Raw genomic sequence first — 18,372 nt, 5'->3', positions numbered from 1 at the left:
AGAGCGCGATGTACGCACAGTATGACGGTTTGATCTTCGATATGGATGGTACCCTCCTGGACACCGAACCCACGCATCGTCAAGCCTGGACCGACGTCCTGGGCCGCTACGGCATGCGTTTCGACCTTCAGGCGATGATCGCCCTCAACGGCTCCCCCACCTGGCGTATTGCGCAGGCCGTGATTGAACTGAATCAGGCCGATCTCGACCCGCACCTGCTCGCGCGCGAAAAAACCGATGCGGTAAAAGCCATGCTTTTAGATACCGTACGTCCTCTGCCGCTGATTGATGTGGTAAAAGAGTGGCACGGGCGTCGCCCGATGTCGGTGGGGACGGGCAGCGAAAGCGCGATTGCAGAAGCCTTGCTCAATCATCTTGGCCTGCGCCACTATTTTTCTGCCGTGGTCGCCGCCGATCATGTTAAACGTCACAAGCCCGCACCGGACACCTTCCTGCTTTGCGCAGAATTAATGGGCGTCCCGGCGGCAAAGTGCGTCGTGTTTGAAGATGCCGATTTCGGGATCCAGGCCGCGCGTGATGCCGGAATGGATGCGGTGGATGTACGCTTACTGTGAGTGACGCACTGTCACTTGCCTCATTATTCGCCAGCAGTTTTCTCAGCGCCACGCTGTTACCGGGCAATTCGGAAGTGGTGCTGGTGGCGATGCTGTTGTCCGGCGTGAGTCAGCCCTGGCTGCTTGTAGTAATAGCAACAATGGGTAATAGCCTTGGAGGGCTGACTAACGTTATTCTTGGGCGTTTCTTTCCGCTGCGTGAAAAATCGCGCTGGCAGGAAAAGGCAGTCGGCTGGCTAAAACGCTATGGCGCTGCCACGCTGTTATTAAGCTGGATGCCTGTAATAGGCGATTTACTGTGTCTGCTGGCGGGATGGATGCGCATCTCCTGGGGACCGGTGCTCTTTTTTTTGTGCCTTGGCAAGGCGTTGCGCTATGTTCTCGTGGCGTGGGCAACACTACAGGGTATGACGTGGTGGCACTAATTGGTGGAATGAATACGCGACCTTCAATCGTCAACCATTACAATTATGCTGAGTAACATTACTTTGACAGGCGGGAGGTCAATTTGATCCCGGACGTATCTCAGGCGCTGGCCTGGCTGGAAAACCACCCTCAGGCATTGAAGGGTATTCAGCGTGGTCTTGAGCGTGAAACGCTGCGCGTTAACGCGGACGGCAGTTTAGCGACGACGGGTCACCCGAAGGCGTTAGGCTCGGCGCTGACACATAAATGGATCACAACCGATTTCGCTGAAGCGCTGCTGGAGTTCATCACCCCAGTAGAGGGTGATATTGATCATATGCTGACGATTATGCGCGATATCCATCGCTACACCGCGCGCAATCTCGGCGATGAGCGTATGTGGCCGCTCAGCATGCCGTGCTATATCGAGCAGGGCCAGGAGATTGAGCTGGCACAGTACGGCACGTCAAATATCGGCAGGCTGAAAACGCTCTACCGTGAGGGGCTGAAGAACCGCTACGGCGCGTTGATGCAGACCATCTCTGGCGTGCACTACAACTTCTCGCTGCCAATGGCGTTCTGGCAGGCGAAATGCGGTGAAACGGATAAAGACGCGATCTCTGAAGGCTACTTCCGCCTGATACGCAACTACTACCGTTTCGGCTGGGTGATCCCGTATCTGTTTGGTGCCTCCCCGGCGATCTGTTCTTCGTTCCTGCAGGGGAAACCGACGACGCTGCCGTTCGAGAAGACCGACTGCGGAATGTACTATCTTCCGTACGCCACCTCTCTGCGTCTGAGCGATCTCGGCTATACCAATAAATCGCAAAGCAATCTCGGTATTACGTTTAACGAATTGCACGAATATGTGGCAGGATTGAAGCGGGCGATCAAAACCCCGTCGGAAGAGTACGAAAAAATCGGCCTCGAAAAAGACGGTAAGCGCCTGCAGATCAACAGCAATGTCCTGCAGATTGAAAACGAGCTGTATGCGCCAATTCGTCCTAAGCGCGTAACGCGCAGCGGCGAAACCCCGTCGGATGCGCTGCAGCGCGGCGGGATCGAATACATTGAAGTGCGCTCGCTGGATATCAACCCGTTCTCACCGATTGGCGTTGATGAACAGCAGATTCGCTTCCTGGATCTGTTTATGGTCTGGTGCGTGCTGGCGGATGCGCCGGAAATGAGTTCAGACGAACTGCTCTGCACCCGTACAAACTGGAACCGCGTGATTCTGGAAGGGCGTAAACCGGGCCTGACGCTGGGTATTGGCTGCGAAACGGCACAGTTCCCGCTGACGAAAGTCGGCAAAGATCTGTTCCGTGACCTGAAGCGTGTTGCCCGGACGATGGACAGCATCGACGGCGGCGACGCGTATCAACAGATTTGCGACCAGCTGGTGGCGTGCTTTGATAACCCGGAACTGACGTTCTCAGCGCGCATTCTGCGTTCTATGATTGATCAGGGCATTGGTGGTACGGGGCGCTCACTCTCGGCGGAGTACCGTGAAATGCTGATCCAGGAGCCGTTAGAAATCCTGAGCGAATCAGATTTTGTCGCGGAACGCGAAGCGTCCGTTGTGCGTCAGAAAGAGGTTGAAGCGGCGGATACCGAGTCGTTTGAGGCGTTTCTGGCGAAGCAGGCTTAAGCAGAAAAGAAAAAGGCCACATCGCTGTGGCCAAAATATACATCTCTGAATTCAGGGATGATGATAACAAATGCGCGTCTTTCATATACTCAGACGCGCATTCTGTAGAAGAGTTCAGTTTATTTTAAAAAAAATCACTATCGGAGGTGACGTATGCCGTTATTAGATAGCTTTACTGTCGACCATACCCGTATGGAAGCACCTGCAGTCCGCGTGGCGAAGACCATGCACACCCCGCACGGCGACACGATCACCGTCTTCGATCTGCGCTTCTGCGTGCCAAACAAAGAAGTGATGCCGGAGAAAGGCATTCATACGCTGGAACACCTGTTCGCTGGCTTCATGCGTGACCACCTGAACGGCAACGGCGTTGAGATCATCGATATCTCTCCGATGGGCTGCCGTACCGGTTTCTACATGAGCCTGATTGGTCAGCCTGAAGAGAAACGTGTTGCAGATGCCTGGAAAGCGGCCATGGAAGACGTGCTGAAGGTGAAAGAGCAGAACCAGATCCCTGAGCTGAACGTTTACCAGTGCGGCACCTACCAGATGCACTCTCTGGAAGAAGCGCAGGAGATCGCGCGCCACATCATCGAACGCGACGTTCGCGTGAACAGCAACGAAGAGCTGGCCCTGCCGAAAGAAAAACTGCAGGAACTGCACATCTAGTATTGTGCCTGTGGATGCCCGGTGGCGCTTCGCTGACCGGGCCTACATTGTGCTGGTGCCTCCTTTGACCACAACCTTAACCTTCTCTTTTACCCACCGTCCTCTCGTTCCGTTTGCCCATGATTACGTTCATGGTGACAGCGAACCCTGGCACAAGCACGACTGCGCGCAGCTGCTGCACACCCTGAGCGGCGTGGTAAGGGTGGATACCGCATCGGGCTGTTGGGTTGTGCCTCCCGGTCGCGGCGTCTGGCTGCCTGCGGGCACGCAGCATTCCCTGCGCATTACCGGCAACGTGGCGGCGCGAACGCTGTTTATCGATCCGCTGGCGCGGGCCGATCTTCCCGCCACCTGCCAGATCGTCCAGATCGCGCCGCTGCTGCGCGAGCTGATCCTCGTCTCCCTTGCGTTGCCTGAATCGTACTCACCCGGAAGCCGGGATGAACGCGTCTATGAACTGATTCTCGATGAAATCCGCACTATGCCGGTGCTGCCGTTTCACCTGCCGGAGCCGGAAAGCGAGGCGTTACGTCGCCTGTGCCTGCAAATCCGGCAAAACCCGGGGGAAAGCTGGAGCAGCGCGCAGGCTGCGAGCCTGATGAACATGAGCGAGCGCACGCTGAACCGTCATTTTCAACAGCAGACGGGTTTAAGCTACGGCGAGTGGTTGAGAAGGGCGCGTCTGCTGGAAGCCTTAGTGCGGCTGGCGCAGGGCCAGCCGGTATTGCGCGTGGCGCTGGATCTGGGGTACGGCAGCCACAGCGCCTTTACGGCAATGTTCCGTCGGGTGATGGGCGTCTCCCCCAGCGATTACTTTAAGAACGACTGACGGCGTTAAAGAGCGCCTGAAGCGACGCGCGCGCCACGTCGCTATCAATGCCCACGCCCCAGCGGCTGCTGCCGTCCTGGAACAGGCAGCGGATGTAGGCCACCGAGCGGCTGTCGCTGCGTTCGCCTAACGTATGCTCGTGATAATCCTTAATCACGAACGGGGCGTTGACCCAGCGGCTCAGGCCATGAGCGGCGGCGGAGAGCAGACCGTTGCCGTGACCTTCCAGCTGGCGCGTTCCTCCCTGCGTGACGACGCTTGCCGTCAGCCGCAGCTGGCCGTCCTGCTGGCCGTCGCTGCGGTAGGATTGCAGCGCATAGTGCGGCGTGGCTACCAGGCCGTAACGGGTGCGGAACAGCTGCCACAGCGCATTTTGCGTCATCTCTTTTCCGTGACGGTCGGTTTCCTGCTGCACGTGCTGGCTGAAATCCTGCTGCAGGGCGCGGGCAGTTTCAGACCATGATTCTGTTCGATCAGCCACGCGCTGCCGCTTTTCCCTGACTGGCTGTTTACGCGGATCACCGCTTCGTAGGTGCAGCCGATATCCTGGGGATCGACGGGCAGGTAAGGCATCTTCCAGCGATCGCCAGGCCTGCGGGCATCAAAGCCTTTCTTGATGGCGTCCTGGTGCGAGCCGGAGAAGGCGGTATAGGCCAGCCGTCCCGCCCACGGATGGCGCGGGTGCACCGGCAGCTGATTGCAGGTTTCCACCACTTCCACCACCCGGTTCATATCGCTAAAGTCCAGAGTCGGGCTGATACCCTGGCTGTAGAGGTTCATCGCCAGCGTCACCAGGCAGACGTTGCCCGTGCGCTCGCCGTTACCGAACAGACAGCCCTCCACGCGGTCAGCCCCCGCCATTACGGCCAGCTCCGCGCAGGCGACGCCGGTACCGCGGTCGTTATGCGGATGCACGCTGATGCAGACATCGCGGCGGCGGCTGAAGTGGCGACAGAAGTACTCGATCTGGTCGGCATAGACGTTCGGCGTGCTCACTTCGACGGTGGCGGGTAAGTTGATCACCATCGGGCGTTCGTCGCAAGGCTGCCAGATCTCCGCTACGGCTTCACAAATCTCCAGCGCAAATTCCGGCTCGGTAAAGCAGAAGGTTTCCGGAGAGTATTCGTACTGCCAGCGGGTTTCAGGGTTCTCTTCACAAAGCTGGCGGATAAGCCGCGTGGCGCGGGTGGCCAGCTCAACAATTTGCGCTTTCTCCATGCCGAATACCAGGCGGCGGAACAGCGGAGCGGTGGCGTTATACAGATGCACGGTCGCCTGCTTCGCGCCGCGCAGGGATTCAAAAGTGCGATGGATGAGATCTTCCCGTGCCTGAGTGAGCACCTGAATCGTCACGTCATCCGGGATGCGGTTCTCTTCAATCAGCTGGCGAACGAAATTGAAATCCGTCTGCGAGGCGGAAGGAAAGGCAACTTCAATCTCTTTAAACCCGCAGCTTAACAGCAGGTCCCAGAACTGCAGCTTGCGCGTGCTGTCCATCGGTTCGGCCAGAGCCTGGTTGCCGTCGCGCAGGTCGGTCGAGAGCCAGCGCGGCGCGCGGGTGATGCGTTGTTCCGGCCAGCGACGGTCGGGCAGGGAAAGGGTGGGAAAGGGTTGGTACTTGTCGGCGGGTGTGTTCAGCATGATGCGCTCCTGTTGTCTTTTCACTATCGTGAATCGATTTCAGGCGCGCTGCTTTATCGGCACTGACAATGGCTGTCGCGTTCTGGACACGGTGGCAATGGTTGCCCGGTGGCGCTGCGCTTACGGGGCCTACGGATGTGTCAGTTATCGTAGGCCGGGTAAGGCGTAGCCGCCACCCGGCAACCCGCGCACAAACTAGTGCGCGCCGCCACCGCCACCACCGGCACCAAACGGCGGTCTGGCAAACCACACCAGCCCCAGCAGGACGATAAAGATCCCTGCCGATATCCAGAAAATCTCGTTGGCCGAGATAATCAGCCCCTGGTTGGTGATCTGCTGGGCAATCCAGCCGGACGCCTGCTGCTCCGTCATCCCCATTCCCTGCAGCTGACTGTACATCTGCTGTGCGTTAGGGTTGAACGGGTTCACCGCTTCGGTCAGCTGCGCGTGGTGCATTGATTCGCGGTTCGTCCACAGGGTGGTGGTGATCGACGTCCCGATGGAGCCCGCCAGCGTACGGGTGAAGTTCGACAGGCTCGACGCGGCCGCCAGACGCTCGGGCGGCAGGCCAGAGAGCGTGATGGTGGTCAGCGGCATAAAGAAGCACGCCACCGCAAAGCCCTGAATGAACTGCGGCCACGCCGAGGCGCCAAAGTCCATTCCCGGCTCAAAGGTATACGCACGCCAGTAGAAGCACACCGCGTACATGATGAAGCTGAACGTCACCAGCCGACGCATGTCGAGCTTATGGGCGAAGCGGCCAATAATCGGCGACAGCAGGACCGGGATCACCCCGACAGGTGCCGACGCCAGACCCGCCCAGGTGGCGGTATAGCCATACACCTCCTGCAACAGCTGCGGCAGCAGAACAATCGCGCCGAAGTAGAGCATATAGGCGAGGCTGATACACAGGCAGCCGATGGTGAAGTTTCGCGACTTAAAGAGCGAGAGATCGACGATCGGGTTGTCGTCCGTCAGCTCCCAGACGATCAGGAAGCTTATCGACACCACCGCGACAATGGTCAGGATGATGATCTCCTGCGAGTTGAACCAGTCGAGCTCTTTACCGCGGTCGAGCATGATCTGCAGACTGCCGATACCCAGGATCAGCAGCGCCAGCCCGATGCTGTCGATACGGCGCTGTTCGGTGCGCGTCTCTCGTCCCCGCAGCGACTGCAGCGTCATCAATACCACGACGGCGCCAATCGGTACGTTGATGAAGAAGATCCAGCCCCAGTGGTAGTTATCGCTGATGTACCCGCCCAGAATCGGTCCGCAGATAGGCGCGACGATAACGGTCATCGACCAGAGTGCCAGCGCGACGGAACGTTTTGCGGGAGGGTAGTTGCTCAGCAGCAAACTCTGGGAGAGCGGGATCAGCGGCCCCGCGACAATCCCCTGAATGACGCGGAAGAAAATCAGCATCGTCAGGCTGCTGGACATGCCGCACGCCCACGAGGCCAGAACAAACGCCACCGTGGACCAGAGGAACAGCTTCACCTCACCGACGCGCTTTGCCAGCCAGCCGGTGATCGGAATGGAGATGGCGTTTGCCACCCCAAACGAGGTAATAACCCAGGTCCCCTGGCTCAGCGACGAGCCAAGGTTACCGGCGATGGTCGGGATCGCCACGTTTGCGATGGTGGAGTCCAGCACCTGCATGAATGTCGCCAGCGACAGCGCGATGGTCATAATGACCAGCTGCGCGCCTTCCAGCGGTTTTTGCGGCTTTTGCTGTTGCATAACGCTCACCTTCGGATTAACCGGCGTTTGCCTTCACGATGTCATCGATCAGCTTGTTGACCGGATCGAGGCTAATTTCACGGGCGTTACTTTCATAAACCGGGCTGCTACGCACCTGGCTTGCCAGGATCTGACCGTCGCGGTTGGAGGTGTCAACCGTCACCAGCGTGGAGAGGCCGATACGCAGCGGGTGATCCGCCAGCTGTTTGGCATCCAGTTCGATACGCACGGGCAGACGCTGTACGACTTTGATCCAGTTACCGGTGGCGTTCTGCGCAGGCAGCAGGGAGAAGGCGCTGCCGGTCCCCATATCCAGACCCACCACTTTGCCGGTGTACTTCACGTCATCGCCGTAGATGTCGCTGACAACCGTTGCGGTCTGGCCGATACGCATATGCGCAAGCTGCGTCTCTTTAAAGTTGGCGTCGACCCACAGGTTGTCCGCCGGCACAACCGCCATCAGCGGCGTGGTTGGGCTGATCTGCGCCCCTGGCTGGACGGAACGACGGGAGACATAGCCGGTCATTGGGCTGACGATTTTAGTACGCTGCAGGGCAAGCCACGCGTTGCGGACTTCAGTCGCTGCCTGCTGAACGGCAGGCTGGTTTTCCAGGCTGGTGCCCAGCACCATCGCCTGGTTGGCGTTGTACTGCTGAATGGCCACGTCCAGCTGTGCCTGAGCGCTGGCGACGGCGTCGCGGGCGTGCTGCAGCTCTTCACGGCCAATCAGATTGGCGGTGCCGAGCGGCACGCGACGGTTCAGATCGCTCTGCGCCTGCGCGAGTGCGGTCTTCTGCACGTCGATGTTGGCCTGCAGCTGTTTGCTGTTGATCATCAGCTGGCGGGTCTGACGGACGCTGGAGGCCAGCGCGGTCTGTGCTTTTTCAAACGCCTGCTGGGCGTCGGTTGGATCGAGCGTCACCAGCACATCGCCTTTTTGCACAAAGTCGGTATTGTCAGCCCAGACTTTCGTCACGCTGCCCGACACCTGCGCCATAATTTGTACCTGGTTCCCTGCCACGTACGCGTCGTCAGTCTCTTCAGCATGACGCAGTACTAAAAACCAATAGATCCCATATGCCACGGCAATAATGATAAAGAGCAAGGTCAACAGAAGAAGGGCGCTCTTACGTTTGCCTTTCTTGTTGGCCGGTTGCTGCGGGGTAGTGCTCTCCGCATTTGCGCTCATTGTTGTTCTCCACGATCTTCTTATTTTCACATCGGCTGAGCCGACCTGTTGTCAGAAAGGCCAGCAGTGTGACGTGCTGGCCTGTCGGTTTTCTTATAAATCTGGATTGTTGAGCGTGTCGTCGCGTTAGCGCAGCGCCTCAAGAACGGCGCCTTCTTCATCCATCTGGTCCAGACGGGTGAGCAGCTTGCGAGTGATGTGCTCAAGCTGGTCGCGCTCGGCGGTGCTGAGAGCGGACCAGAGTTTGTGCAGGCAATTGTGCTGAGGTGGCAGCACCTCGCGCAGGAATTCGTGACCTTTATCGGTCAGTTGCAGATGCAGGCAGCGGCGATCGTTATCGCTTTCACGGCGCTCAATCCAGCCGCGCTTTTCCAGCTCATCGGCAATTCGGGTGGCGTTGGTGCGGGAGGAGCCCAGCGCGCAGCTCAGCTCAGAAGGCTGAATGCTGTGGTTTTCCTGAGACTCCAGCGTGATCAACGCCATAAACAATGTCTCGTTAATCCCTTGAGCTTTCAGCATTTTATTGCGGTTTTCCAGTAGCTTACCCTGCATGTGCATGCACAGGCGAGTCAGCAGGATTTCCTGATACGGGAAGTCCTCATGGCGACTGGCGCGGAATTTAAGCATTTGTTCAATGGGCGTAAACGAACTATCCATTTGGGCATAACCTCATTAATTACAGCCGATATAGTAACGATAGTGACAAATAATGTAAATGAATTATTTGTGCGGTTATATCCGCCAAATTAATGTCACCATCAGAAAGCGCCGGGTAAGTCCGTGACCCGGTGAGCACAGAAAGCGTAGGGGATGAACCCGCTGAAGAGAGGATGTGAGGACGGGGGTCTGAACTATTCATGCCGATTGTAAATATGTCACCCACATTAAAATTTCTGGGATAAATGATTACGTTTACATTAACAGAGTGAGGGACCCCTTTACACCCTAAGAGGCCCAAAGCAATGTAAAACTTAGTGAATTGCCTCCTGGCGATGGTAGCCGCGCCACCATACAAGCAGGTTAATCGTGGCGACGATGGCACCAATTGCACATACCCCTGACCAGCCAGCATGCTGCCACGCCGAGGCGGAAATGAGCGAGCCCGCCGCGCCGCCAATAAAGTAGCTGGTCATGTACCCGGCCGTCAGGCGGTTACGCGCCTCTGGCTTCACGCGATAGATGACGGTCTGATTGGTAATGTGAACGCCCTGCACGGTGAGATCGAGTACCAGGATACCGACGATCAGCGCCAGCACCGAGACGTGCCCATACCAGATTGCCGCCCAGGAGAGCAGAAGTAACACCAGCCCCGCGGAGGTGGTCAGGTGGGATTTGCCCTTGTCGGCCAGCCCGCCTGCGGGGCGCGCGCCCAGTGCGCCTGCGGCACCGGCCAGGCCGAACAGGCCAATCACCCCTTCGGAATAATTAAACGGCGGCGCGGCCAGCAGAAACGCCATCGACGTCCAGAGAATACTGAAGTTGGCGAAGGTGAAGCAGCCCAGCAGGGCGCGGGTGCGCAGAAGTTTATCCTGGGTGAACAGGCTGAAAACGGAGGCCAGCAGCTGCGGGTAATTCAGGTGATTTTCCTGCTTCACTTTTGGCAGCCCGCGCCACAGCGCCAGCGCCATGACGACCATCAATACGCTCGCCACCCAGTATACGGTGCGCCAGCCGCCGAGGCTTGCCAGCAGCCCGGCGACGGTACGCGCCAGCAAAATCCCCAGCAGCAGGCCGCTCATGATGGTGCCCACCACCTTGCCACGTTTTTCCGGTGAGGCGAGGGTCGCGGCGAGCGGCACCAGGATTTGCGCCACCACGGAGAACAGCCCCGTCAGCGCGGTACCGATAATCATCATCGTCAGCGACTGGCTGCTGGCGGTGATCAGCATCCCGCCGGCGGCCAGAAGCGTCATGGAGACGATCAACATCCGGCGTTCAAACATATCGCCGAGCGGCACCAGGAACAGCAGCCCGGCGGCATAGCCGAGCTGGGCGGCGGTAACGATAAAGCCTGCGGAGCTGGCGGAGAGATTGAACGCGCGGGCGATGGTGTCGAGAAGAGGCTGCGCGTAATAGTTGCTGGCGACGGCCAGACCCGTTGCCACGGACATTAAAAGGATGAGTGCGGGGCTAAGCCCTTGAGTGGTTTTTGTCATTAGTTTCAGGAATCGTTAGTGAAGTGATTATTTTTCCGGAAACCATAATAGCCAATGATTGTGAATGTGGGGGGATTGTTACGTGCTGGATTGTGCGGTTTAGGTTGGGTGCGGTCTGATCCCCTCACCCCGGTCCTCTCCCAGTGTACGGTCTGGGGAGAGGGTTAGGGTGAGGGAAAAGGTTTTACTTCTGCGCCGCCAGCGCCGCTTTCACCCAGCCGTCAAACTGCTGCTGGTGAGCCTTGATCCAGCCGTCGACGTGGCCTTTAACATCCGCTTCAGACGATTTGCCCGCGTGCATCATTGCGTTCTGGGCGTTGATGTCTGCCAGCGGCAGCTTTATCACCGAGAACAGCTTCGCCGCCGCCGGGTTTTTCTCCGCCCAGGCTTTGTTCGCCACGATATGCATGGTGTTCACCGGGAAGCCGTAGTTCATGCCGTTCGGCAGTTTGGTGTCGATATCTTTCTGCTCGCCCGGCAGGGAGGAGAACGGCACCTGCAGCCACACCACGTCTTTACCCGGCTTCAGCACGTCGCTCACCCAGTACGGCGTCCAGGTGTAGTAGATCACCGGTTTACCCTCTTTGAAGCGGGCAATGGTGTCGGCCATCATCGCTGAATAGTTGCCGTGGCTCACGTCGACCGTTTTCGCCAGATCGAACGCCTTGTTCTGGTGGTTAATCACCGCTTCGCAGCCCCAGCCCGGCGAGCAGCCCATCATGTCGGCCTTGCCGTCACCGTTGGTGTCAAACAGTCTGGCGATCTTCGGATCCTTCAGCTGTTCGATGTTGGTGATGTGGTACTGGTCGGCGGTTTTCTTGTCGATCAGATACCCCTGCGCCGCGCCGGTGACAAAGGTGCCTTCACGGTAGAATTTCTTATCGCCACCGGCGGCGGCATACATATCGTCATGCAGCGGCTGCCAGTTTACGGCGGTAAAGGTGGCGTCACCGGAGGCAATCGAGGTGTAGCCCACGTTGTAATCCACTTCGCTCGGCGTGTTCACCGTATAGCCCAGTTTTTCCAGCGCGCGGCTGACCAGCAGGGTCTGGAAGCTCTCTTCCGAAATAGTGCTCTGCACCGGCTGCACGGTAATGCCTTTGCCCGGCAGGTCAGCCGCGAACGTGCTGGTGGAGACAAGGGTGGCAAACGCTGTGGCAAAAAGTACGTTATGTCGCATCGTTGTTCCTTATTTTCTAAAGGGGCGGGTGAGTAATCCAACAGGGCCGGTGGAATACCAGCGACGGTTGCCGCGACTGCGTGAATCGCGACCGACGGCCTGGGTCAGGCGGTCAAGAATAATGGCGAGGATCACAATCCCGACGCCGCCAACGGTAGCCAGCCCCATGTCGAGACGGCCAATGCCGCGCAGCACCATCTGACCGAGACCGCCAACGGCGATCATCGAGGCAATCACCACCATCGAAAGGGCCAGCATCAGCGTCTGGTTAACGCCCGCCATGATGGTCGGCATCGCCAGCGGGAGCTGAACCTTAAACAGCATCTGGCGCGGGCTGGCGCCGAACGAGCGTGACGCTTCGATCAGGTCCGCAGGCACCTGATTGATCCCGAGAATGGTCAGACGAATAATCGGCGGCAGGGCAAAGATAATGGTGACCACCACGCCCGGCACGTTGCCGATGCCGAACAGCATGACAATCGGCACCAGATAGACGAACGCCGGGGTGGTCTGCATTGCATCCAGCAGCGGGCGAATAATCTTCGCGGCCCGCGGGCTGCGCGCCAGCCAGATCCCCATCGGCAGGCCGATGACGATGCAGAAGAGCAGGGCGGTCAGCACCAGCGCCAGGGTGATCATCGCCTGCGACCAGGCTCCAATCGCGCCGATGGCAATCAGCGAAATCAGCGTGGCGACACCCATCCCGGCGCTGCCAAACTGCCAGGCGATCAGGGAGAACAGGATAATCGCCACCGGGGCCGGCATGCCCAGCATCAGCTGCTGGAAGCCGTTCAGGATGTAATCCACCGGGATGCGGATCCCCTGGAAAACCGGGCGGAAGTGCGTGACCACCCAGTCGATCCCCTCCGTGACCCAGCTGTCCAGCGGGATCAGCGTCTTGTGAAACGGATCCATAATATTGAAGTGCTCCGGCGCAGGCGCGGGTGCGCTGTTCAGCCAGTCCGCCGCACCGCCACCGTCGGCGGGTGCTGGCGTGGAACCCCACGCGTCGGCGGATTGCGCAGCGCTGTCCGCCGCTTCAGTGGTGCCCCACGGGTTAGTTTGATCAGCCATTATTTGCCCCCTCGCGATCTAAAGCCTGCAGCAGCATCCGTTTGGAGATGATGCCGACGTACTGTTGTTCCTCACCCACGACCGGTACGGCGCAAGGCGCCTGCCCCACGTGAGAGAGCAACTCGCTGAGCGGCGTTTCGGCGTCCACGGCAAGCGGAGCGTCAATTAACGCCGCATCGATGCCCTGGTTTTCGCTGAGCGCGGTTTTCAGAGAATCGATGGAGACAACGCCAACAAATTTATTGCCGCGTTCAACCAGATAACCATATTCACGGTCTTCGTCCTGCAGGAGCTTCAGCGCGGAGCGCGGGCCGAAGCCAGGCGTTTTACGGATAATGCCGTTTGGCGTTCGACGGGCAATATCTTTGGCGCTAAAGACCTGGCTAATATCCACGCCGCGGAAGAAGGTGCGCACATAATCATTTGCCGGATTATTGAGAATTTCATCCGGCGTGCCGACCTGTACCACTTCACCATTTTGCATAATGGCAATACGGTCGCCAATACGCATGGCTTCATCCAAATCGTGGGAAATAAAGACAATGGTCCGCTGATGTTTCGCCTGTAATTTTACCAGCTCATCCTGCATCTCGGTGCGAATTAACGGATCGAGGGCAGAGAAGGCTTCGTCCATTAATAAAATGTCTGGATTAATGGCTAATGCGCGGGCTAATCCCACGCGCTGACGCATGCCGCCGGAAAGTTCATCCGGGTACGCATGCGCATAATTTTCCAGCCCAACCTGACGCAGGGCGTCAAGGGCTTTTTCCTGACGTTCCTGCGCGGGTGTGCCGGCTAATTCCATGCCGAAAGCGGTATTATCCAGCACCGTCATATGTGGCATCAGCGCGAATGACTGGAATACCATCGCAATCTTCTTTCTGCGCACCTCGCGAAGCTCGGCGTCTGATATTCTGGCGATATCCACGCCGTCAATCAGCACCTGTCCGCGGGTGGGTTCAATCAGGCGATTGAGAAGGCGAACCATAGTGGATTTACCCGAACCGGATAATCCCATGATGACAAAAATCTCGCCTTCTTCAATGGCCAGACTGGCGTCTTTAACGCCAAGCGATAGCCCAGTTTTTTCCAGAATTTGCTCTTTCGAAAGGCCTTTCTCAATATATTTGAATGCGCGCTGAGGATGCTCGCCAAATACTTTATAAAGATTTTTCACTTCTAATTTAATTGCCATGCAATAGAGAGTGTCCTGTTATTTGTTTATGTCGATATGATTACCATGGTAAATTGTTAACGGGCATAACCCTAACATACTGAGAATCTGAGACAACCCTGGGTTTGCTTATGACGTAAATTTTCAGGGAGGCGAAACGGCTGAATTTCCCATGAGTAAAGGGCTGAGCGGGATTTGAATTTTTCTCAATTTTTTGCTGCGGCATCGGGGAATTTCGCCTGAATCGGGTGATTCAGGCGAATAGGGCACGGAAATGACAGTGTAGTTGCTTTGTAAATATTGGAGAGGAAATTGTTGGGTTTATATTAAATTAACGAACGTTAACGTTCATTAAAAATCCCAGTCCTCATCCTCGGTTTCCACCGCTTTGCCCATCACGTACGACGAACCCGACCCGGAGAAGAAATCGTGGTTTTCGTCGGCGTTGGGCGACAGCGCGGAGAGAATCGCCGGGTTAACCTCCGCCATTTCCGGCGGGAACAGCGCGTCGTAGCCGAGATTCATCAGCGCCTTGTTGGCGTTGTAGCAGAGGAAGGCTTTCACGTCCTCCTCCCAGCCGGTGCCGGCATAGAGTTCCTCGGTATAGCTCAGCTCGTTGTCGTACAGATCCATCAGCAAATCGAGCGCAAACCCTTTAAGCTCCTCGCGCTCCGCGTCGCTGACCTTTTCCAGCCCTTTCTGATATTTATAGCCGATGTAATACCCGTGCACCGCTTCATCCCGGATGATGAGGCGAATCAAATCGGCGGTGTTGGTGAGCTTGCCGCGGCTTGACCAGTACATGGGCAGCCAGAAGCCAGAATAGAAGAGGAATGATTCCAGAAACACGCTGGCGATCTTTTTCTTCAGCGGCTCGTCGGCCCGATAATACGTCAGTACCAGCTCCGCCTTTCTTTGTAGCGACTCGCTCGCTTCGCTCCAGGCGTAGGCCGCGTCCACTTCTTTGGTCTGGCACAGCGTGGAGAAAATCGAGCTGTAGGAGCGGGCGTGCACCGCCTCCATAAAGCTGATGTTCGACATCACCGCCTCTTCGTGCGGCGTCAGCGCGTCACCCATCAGAGCCGGTGCGCCAACGGTATTCTGAATGGTGTCCAGCAGCGTCAGGCCGGTAAAGACGCGGATCGTTAGCTGCTGCTCGGTGTGGCTCAGGGTTTGCCAGGCCGGAATATCGTTGGAGAGCGGGACCTTTTCCGGCAGCCAGAAGTTGCTGGTCAGGCGGTTCCACACTTCCAGATCTTTCTCGTCCTGGATCTTGTTCCAGTTAACGGCGCTCACGCGTGACAGTTTCATCCTTTCTCCTTACAGCGCGCAGGACACGCAGCCTTCGATTTCGGTGCCTTCCAGCGCAAGCTGGCGCAGGCGAATGTAGTAGAGCGTCTTGATACCTTTCTTCCAGGCGTAGATCTGCGCTTTGTTGATGTCCCGCGTGGTGGCGGTATCCGGGAAGAACAGCGTCAGCGACAGCCCCTGATCCACGTGTTTCGTCGCCTCGGCGTAGGTATCGATGATTTTTTCCGGGCCGATCTCATACGCGTCCTGGTACAAAGCCAGGTTCTCATTGGTCATAAACGGGGCAGGGTAGTAAACGCGTCCGGTTTTGCCTTCTTTACGAATTTCAATTTTCGACACGATCGGGTGAATGCTCGACGTGGCGTGATTGATGTAGGAGATCGAACCGGTTGGCGGTACCGCCTGCAGGTTCTGGTTGTAGATGCCGTAGCGCATCACGTCATCACGCAACTGCTGCCACATCGCGCGCGTCGGCAACACAATTCCGGCGCGGGCAAACAGCTCCCTTACTCGCGCCGTTTTCGGCTGCCAGTCGCCTTCCAGATACTGGCTGAAATACTCTCCGCTGGCGTAGCGCGACTGCTCAAAACCCGCGAAACGCTGGTTGCGCTCGCGCGCCAGCATCATTGAGGTATGCAGCGCGTGCCAGGTGACGGTGTAAAAATAGAGGTTGGTGAAGTCCAGCCCTTCCGGGCTGCCGTAGGCGATGCCTTCCCGCGCCAGGTAGCCGTGCAGGTTCATCTGCCCGAGGCCAATGGCGTGCGACGCGGCGTTGCCCGCCTCGATGGACGGCACGCTGCGGATGTGGCTCATGTCGGACACCGCCGTCAGCCCGCGAATGGCGGTTTCTATCGTGCGGCCAAAGTCGGGGGAATCCATGGTGTGGGCGATATTCAGCGACCCGAGGTTGCAGGAGATGTCTTTGCCGATCTCCGCGTAGTCCAGATTCTCGTCATAGCGGGAGGCGCTGTTGACCTGCAAAATCTCCGAGCACAGGTTGCTCATGTTGATGCGTCCGGCAATCGGGTTTGCGCGGTTCACCGTGTCCTCGTACATGATGTACGGATAGCCGGACTCAAACTGAATTTCGGCAAGCGTCTGGAAGAAATCGCGGGCGTTGATGGTTTTTTTACGGATGCGATCGTCGGCCAGCAGCTCGTCGTACAGCTCGCTGATGGCTACGTCGCCAAACGCTTTGCCGTAAATTCGCTCAACGTCATACGGCGAGAAGAGCGCCATGTCGGCATTCTCTTTAGCCAGTTTAAAGGTGATATCCGGGATCACCACGCCCAGCGAAAGGGTTTTGATGCGGATTTTTTCGTCGGCGTTTTCGCGCTTGGTATCGAGGAAACGCAGAATGTCGGGGTGGTGCGCGTGCAGATAAACCGCGCCCGCGCCCTGACGCGCGCCAAGCTGGTTGGCGTAGGAGAAGGCATCTTCCAGCATCTTCATGACCGGGATCACGCCGGAGGACTGGTTTTCGATGCGCTTAATCGGCGCGCCCGCTTCACGCAGGTTCGAGAGCAGAAACGCCACTCCGCCGCCGCGTTTGGAGAGCTGCAGCGCCGAGTTCACCGCGCGGCCTATCGACTCCATATTATCTTCAATGCGCAGCAGGAAGCAGGAGACCAGCTCGCCGCGCTGGGCTTTGCCGCAGTTGAGAAAGGTCGGCGTGGCAGGCTGGAAGCGGCCGGAGAGGATCTCGTCGGTGAGCTGTTGCGCCAGCGCTTCATCGCCCTGCGCCAGGGTCAGCGCGACCATCACCACGCGATCTTCAAAGCTTTCTAAGTAGCGCTTACCGTCGAAGGTCTTCAGGGTGTAGCTGGTGTAGAACTTCCACGCGCCAAGGAACGTCTGGAAACGAAAGCCGCTGGCGTGGGCGCGTTCAAACAGCTTCACGACGAAGGCGCGTGCGTAGCGGGTGAGGACGCGGGCGTCGTAGTAACCTTCGTTAACCAGGTGGTCGAGACGTTCATCCTGGCTCGCGAAGGTCACGCTGTTGGGCCGCACGTGGGCGGCAAAAAAGGCGTCCACCGCCTCACGGTCTTTATCAAACTGAATGCGTCCCTCCCGGTCATAGAGGTTAAGCATCGCGTTTAATGCGTGGTAATCCGGCATCGCCTGTATTACCCGTTCTGCGGTTGTCGTTGCCAAAATTCGTTTACTCCTTTACGCACGTTTTCGACGTCCTGCTGCGTCCCCATCAGCTCAAAGCGATAGAGATACGGCACGCCGCATTTTTGAGAGATGACATCTCCGGCGCGGCCAAAGGCATCGCCGAAATTGCGATTGCCCGCCGCGATCACGCCTCGGATTAGCCCGCGGTTATGCGGATCGTTCAGAAAGCGGATCACCTGACGAGGCACTGCGCCCGCCGTACCGCCGCCGCCGTAGCTGGGCACCACCAGAATGTACGGTTCTTCTACCCGGATGCGCTCCCGCTCGTTGAGGGGAATGCGCACCGCAGGCAGCCCGACGCGCGCCATAAAACGGAGCGTGTTTTCCGAGCTGCTGGAGAAGAAGACCAGCCCACTCATGCCCGTGCGGCCTGCGCGGCGATGCGGTTGATCATGTCCGGGCGGAAGCCAGACCAGCTGGTCTCCCCGGCCACCACCACCGGAAGCTGACGGAAACCCTGCGCGCGAAGGGTATCGGCGGCCTCGGGCTGCTGGTCAATATTCACCATCTCAAACGCCACGCCGCGGCTTTCCATCGCCCGTTTGGTCGCGTGACACTGAACACAATCGTTACGAGTGTAAATAATAATGCTCATGATTC

The 18,372-nt window shown here is 57.8% G+C and carries 16 protein-coding genes and 1 pseudogene; 5 read left to right on the top strand and 12 right to left on the bottom strand.

Annotated elements, in window-relative coordinates; all coding sequences use genetic code 11:
• The first annotated feature begins 8 nt into the window (after positions 1–8).
• From yqaB to ACOTXI_RS14000, 5 genes are all read left to right on the top strand, one after another.
• Positions 9–575: a fructose-1-phosphate/6-phosphogluconate phosphatase gene (gene yqaB / locus ACOTXI_RS14020; protein WP_008499542.1), complete on the top strand. Its 567-nt coding sequence runs from the start codon at positions 9–11 to the stop codon at positions 573–575.
• Positions 572–1,000, top strand: coding sequence for a YqaA family protein (locus ACOTXI_RS14015; protein ID WP_021241956.1), 429 nt, complete (start codon positions 572–574; stop codon positions 998–1,000). The genes yqaB and ACOTXI_RS14015 overlap by 4 nt, the downstream gene beginning before the upstream one ends.
• An 83-nt stretch (positions 1,001–1,083) precedes the next feature.
• The gene (gshA, locus tag ACOTXI_RS14010) at positions 1,084–2,628 is read left to right on the top strand and encodes a glutamate--cysteine ligase (RefSeq protein WP_039265552.1); all 1,545 of its coding nucleotides are present in this window, start codon (positions 1,084–1,086) and stop codon (positions 2,626–2,628) included.
• A 153-nt stretch (positions 2,629–2,781) separates the two neighbouring features.
• Positions 2,782–3,297, top strand: coding sequence for an S-ribosylhomocysteine lyase (gene luxS / locus ACOTXI_RS14005; protein ID WP_008499539.1), 516 nt, complete (start codon positions 2,782–2,784; stop codon positions 3,295–3,297).
• Between the two features lie 64 nt (positions 3,298–3,361).
• Positions 3,362–4,126: an AraC family transcriptional regulator gene (locus ACOTXI_RS14000; protein WP_039025240.1), complete on the top strand. Its 765-nt coding sequence runs from the start codon at positions 3,362–3,364 to the stop codon at positions 4,124–4,126.
• Here the strand turns inward: ACOTXI_RS14000 and leuA are convergent.
• The 12 genes and pseudogenes from leuA to nrdH all read right to left on the bottom strand — a co-directional run bounded on the left by leuA (position 4,113) and on the right by nrdH (position 18,367).
• Positions 4,113–5,767 (bottom strand): annotated as a pseudogene (leuA, locus tag ACOTXI_RS13995) (2-isopropylmalate synthase). The gene ACOTXI_RS14000 and the pseudogene leuA overlap by 14 nt on opposite strands.
• A 195-nt stretch (positions 5,768–5,962) precedes the next feature.
• Positions 5,963–7,510: a multidrug efflux MFS transporter permease subunit EmrB gene (gene emrB / locus ACOTXI_RS13990; RefSeq protein WP_008502580.1), complete on the bottom strand. Its 1,548-nt coding sequence runs from the start codon at positions 7,508–7,510 to the stop codon at positions 5,963–5,965.
• Positions 7,511–7,526: 16 nt separating this feature from the next.
• On the bottom strand, positions 7,527–8,699 hold the full coding sequence (gene emrA / locus ACOTXI_RS13985) for a multidrug efflux MFS transporter periplasmic adaptor subunit EmrA (RefSeq protein WP_055321954.1): 1,173 nt from the start codon (positions 8,697–8,699) through the stop codon (positions 7,527–7,529).
• Positions 8,700–8,825: 126 nt separating this feature from the next.
• Complete coding sequence (mprA, locus tag ACOTXI_RS13980) at positions 8,826–9,356, bottom strand: transcriptional repressor MprA (protein WP_008502578.1); 531 nt, start codon at positions 9,354–9,356, stop codon at positions 8,826–8,828.
• Positions 9,357–9,670: 314 nt separating this feature from the next.
• A complete protein-coding gene (locus ACOTXI_RS13975) occupies positions 9,671–10,855 on the bottom strand; it encodes an MFS transporter (RefSeq protein WP_008502577.1) in 1,185 nt (394 codons plus the stop codon).
• A 184-nt stretch (positions 10,856–11,039) separates the two neighbouring features.
• Positions 11,040–12,035: a glycine betaine/L-proline ABC transporter substrate-binding protein ProX gene (gene proX, locus ACOTXI_RS13970; protein WP_023294402.1), complete on the bottom strand. Its 996-nt coding sequence runs from the start codon at positions 12,033–12,035 to the stop codon at positions 11,040–11,042.
• Between the two features lie 9 nt (positions 12,036–12,044).
• A complete protein-coding gene (gene proW / locus ACOTXI_RS13965; protein ID WP_023617661.1) occupies positions 12,045–13,109 on the bottom strand; it encodes a glycine betaine/L-proline ABC transporter permease ProW in 1,065 nt (354 codons plus the stop codon).
• Positions 13,102–14,304, bottom strand: coding sequence for a glycine betaine/L-proline ABC transporter ATP-binding protein ProV (gene proV, locus ACOTXI_RS13960; protein WP_008502574.1), 1,203 nt, complete (start codon positions 14,302–14,304; stop codon positions 13,102–13,104). Before proV ends, proW begins: the two co-directional genes overlap by 8 nt.
• A 330-nt stretch (positions 14,305–14,634) precedes the next feature.
• Positions 14,635–15,594, bottom strand: a complete 960-nt coding sequence (nrdF, locus tag ACOTXI_RS13955; RefSeq protein ID WP_058653921.1) for a class 1b ribonucleoside-diphosphate reductase subunit beta — start codon at positions 15,592–15,594, stop codon at positions 14,635–14,637.
• A 9-nt stretch (positions 15,595–15,603) separates the two neighbouring features.
• Entirely contained in the window at positions 15,604–17,748 is a 2,145-nt protein-coding gene (gene nrdE / locus ACOTXI_RS13950; protein WP_058653920.1) for a class 1b ribonucleoside-diphosphate reductase subunit alpha, read from the bottom strand.
• Positions 17,721–18,131 (bottom strand): class Ib ribonucleoside-diphosphate reductase assembly flavoprotein NrdI, encoded by a 411-nt coding sequence (gene nrdI, locus ACOTXI_RS13945; RefSeq protein ID WP_044597751.1) that lies wholly within the window; start codon positions 18,129–18,131, stop codon positions 17,721–17,723. Before nrdI ends, nrdE begins: the two co-directional genes overlap by 28 nt.
• A complete protein-coding gene (gene nrdH / locus ACOTXI_RS13940) occupies positions 18,128–18,367 on the bottom strand; it encodes a glutaredoxin-like protein NrdH (RefSeq protein ID WP_008502570.1) in 240 nt (79 codons plus the stop codon). Before nrdH ends, nrdI begins: the two co-directional genes overlap by 4 nt.
• Positions 18,368–18,372 lie beyond the last annotated feature (5 nt).

The sequence above is a fragment of the Enterobacter cloacae complex sp. BZL2005 genome (genome assembly GCF_049238885.1).
GTDB classification, from domain to species: domain Bacteria; phylum Pseudomonadota; class Gammaproteobacteria; order Enterobacterales; family Enterobacteriaceae; genus Enterobacter; species Enterobacter roggenkampii.
Note: the sequence above shows the minus strand (reverse complement) of the source record. Positions and strands in the feature narration are given on the sequence as shown.

Excerpts from the sequence above, each read along its gene's own strand:
- yqaB (WP_008499542.1), top strand. The coding sequence starts at position 9 with ATGTACGCACAGTATGACGGTTTGATCTTCGATATGGATGGTACCCTC.
- luxS (WP_008499539.1), top strand. The coding sequence starts at position 2,782 with ATGCCGTTATTAGATAGCTTTACTGTCGACCATACCCGTATGGAAGCA.
- emrB (WP_008502580.1), bottom strand. The coding sequence starts at position 7,510 with ATGCAACAGCAAAAGCCGCAAAAACCGCTGGAAGGCGCGCAGCTGGTC.
- emrA (WP_055321954.1), bottom strand. The coding sequence starts at position 8,699 with ATGAGCGCAAATGCGGAGAGCACTACCCCGCAGCAACCGGCCAACAAG.
- mprA (WP_008502578.1), bottom strand. The coding sequence starts at position 9,356 with ATGGATAGTTCGTTTACGCCCATTGAACAAATGCTTAAATTCCGCGCC.
- ACOTXI_RS13975 (WP_008502577.1), bottom strand. The coding sequence starts at position 10,855 with ATGACAAAAACCACTCAAGGGCTTAGCCCCGCACTCATCCTTTTAATG.
- proX (WP_023294402.1), bottom strand. The coding sequence starts at position 12,035 with ATGCGACATAACGTACTTTTTGCCACAGCGTTTGCCACCCTTGTCTCC.
- proW (WP_023617661.1), bottom strand. The coding sequence starts at position 13,109 with ATGGCTGATCAAACTAACCCGTGGGGCACCACTGAAGCGGCGGACAGC.
- proV (WP_008502574.1), bottom strand. The coding sequence starts at position 14,304 with ATGGCAATTAAATTAGAAGTGAAAAATCTTTATAAAGTATTTGGCGAG.
- nrdF (WP_058653921.1), bottom strand. The coding sequence starts at position 15,594 with ATGAAACTGTCACGCGTGAGCGCCGTTAACTGGAACAAGATCCAGGAC.
- nrdI (WP_044597751.1), bottom strand. The coding sequence starts at position 18,131 with ATGAGTGGGCTGGTCTTCTTCTCCAGCAGCTCGGAAAACACGCTCCGT.
- nrdH (WP_008502570.1), bottom strand. The coding sequence starts at position 18,367 with ATGAGCATTATTATTTACACTCGTAACGATTGTGTTCAGTGTCACGCG.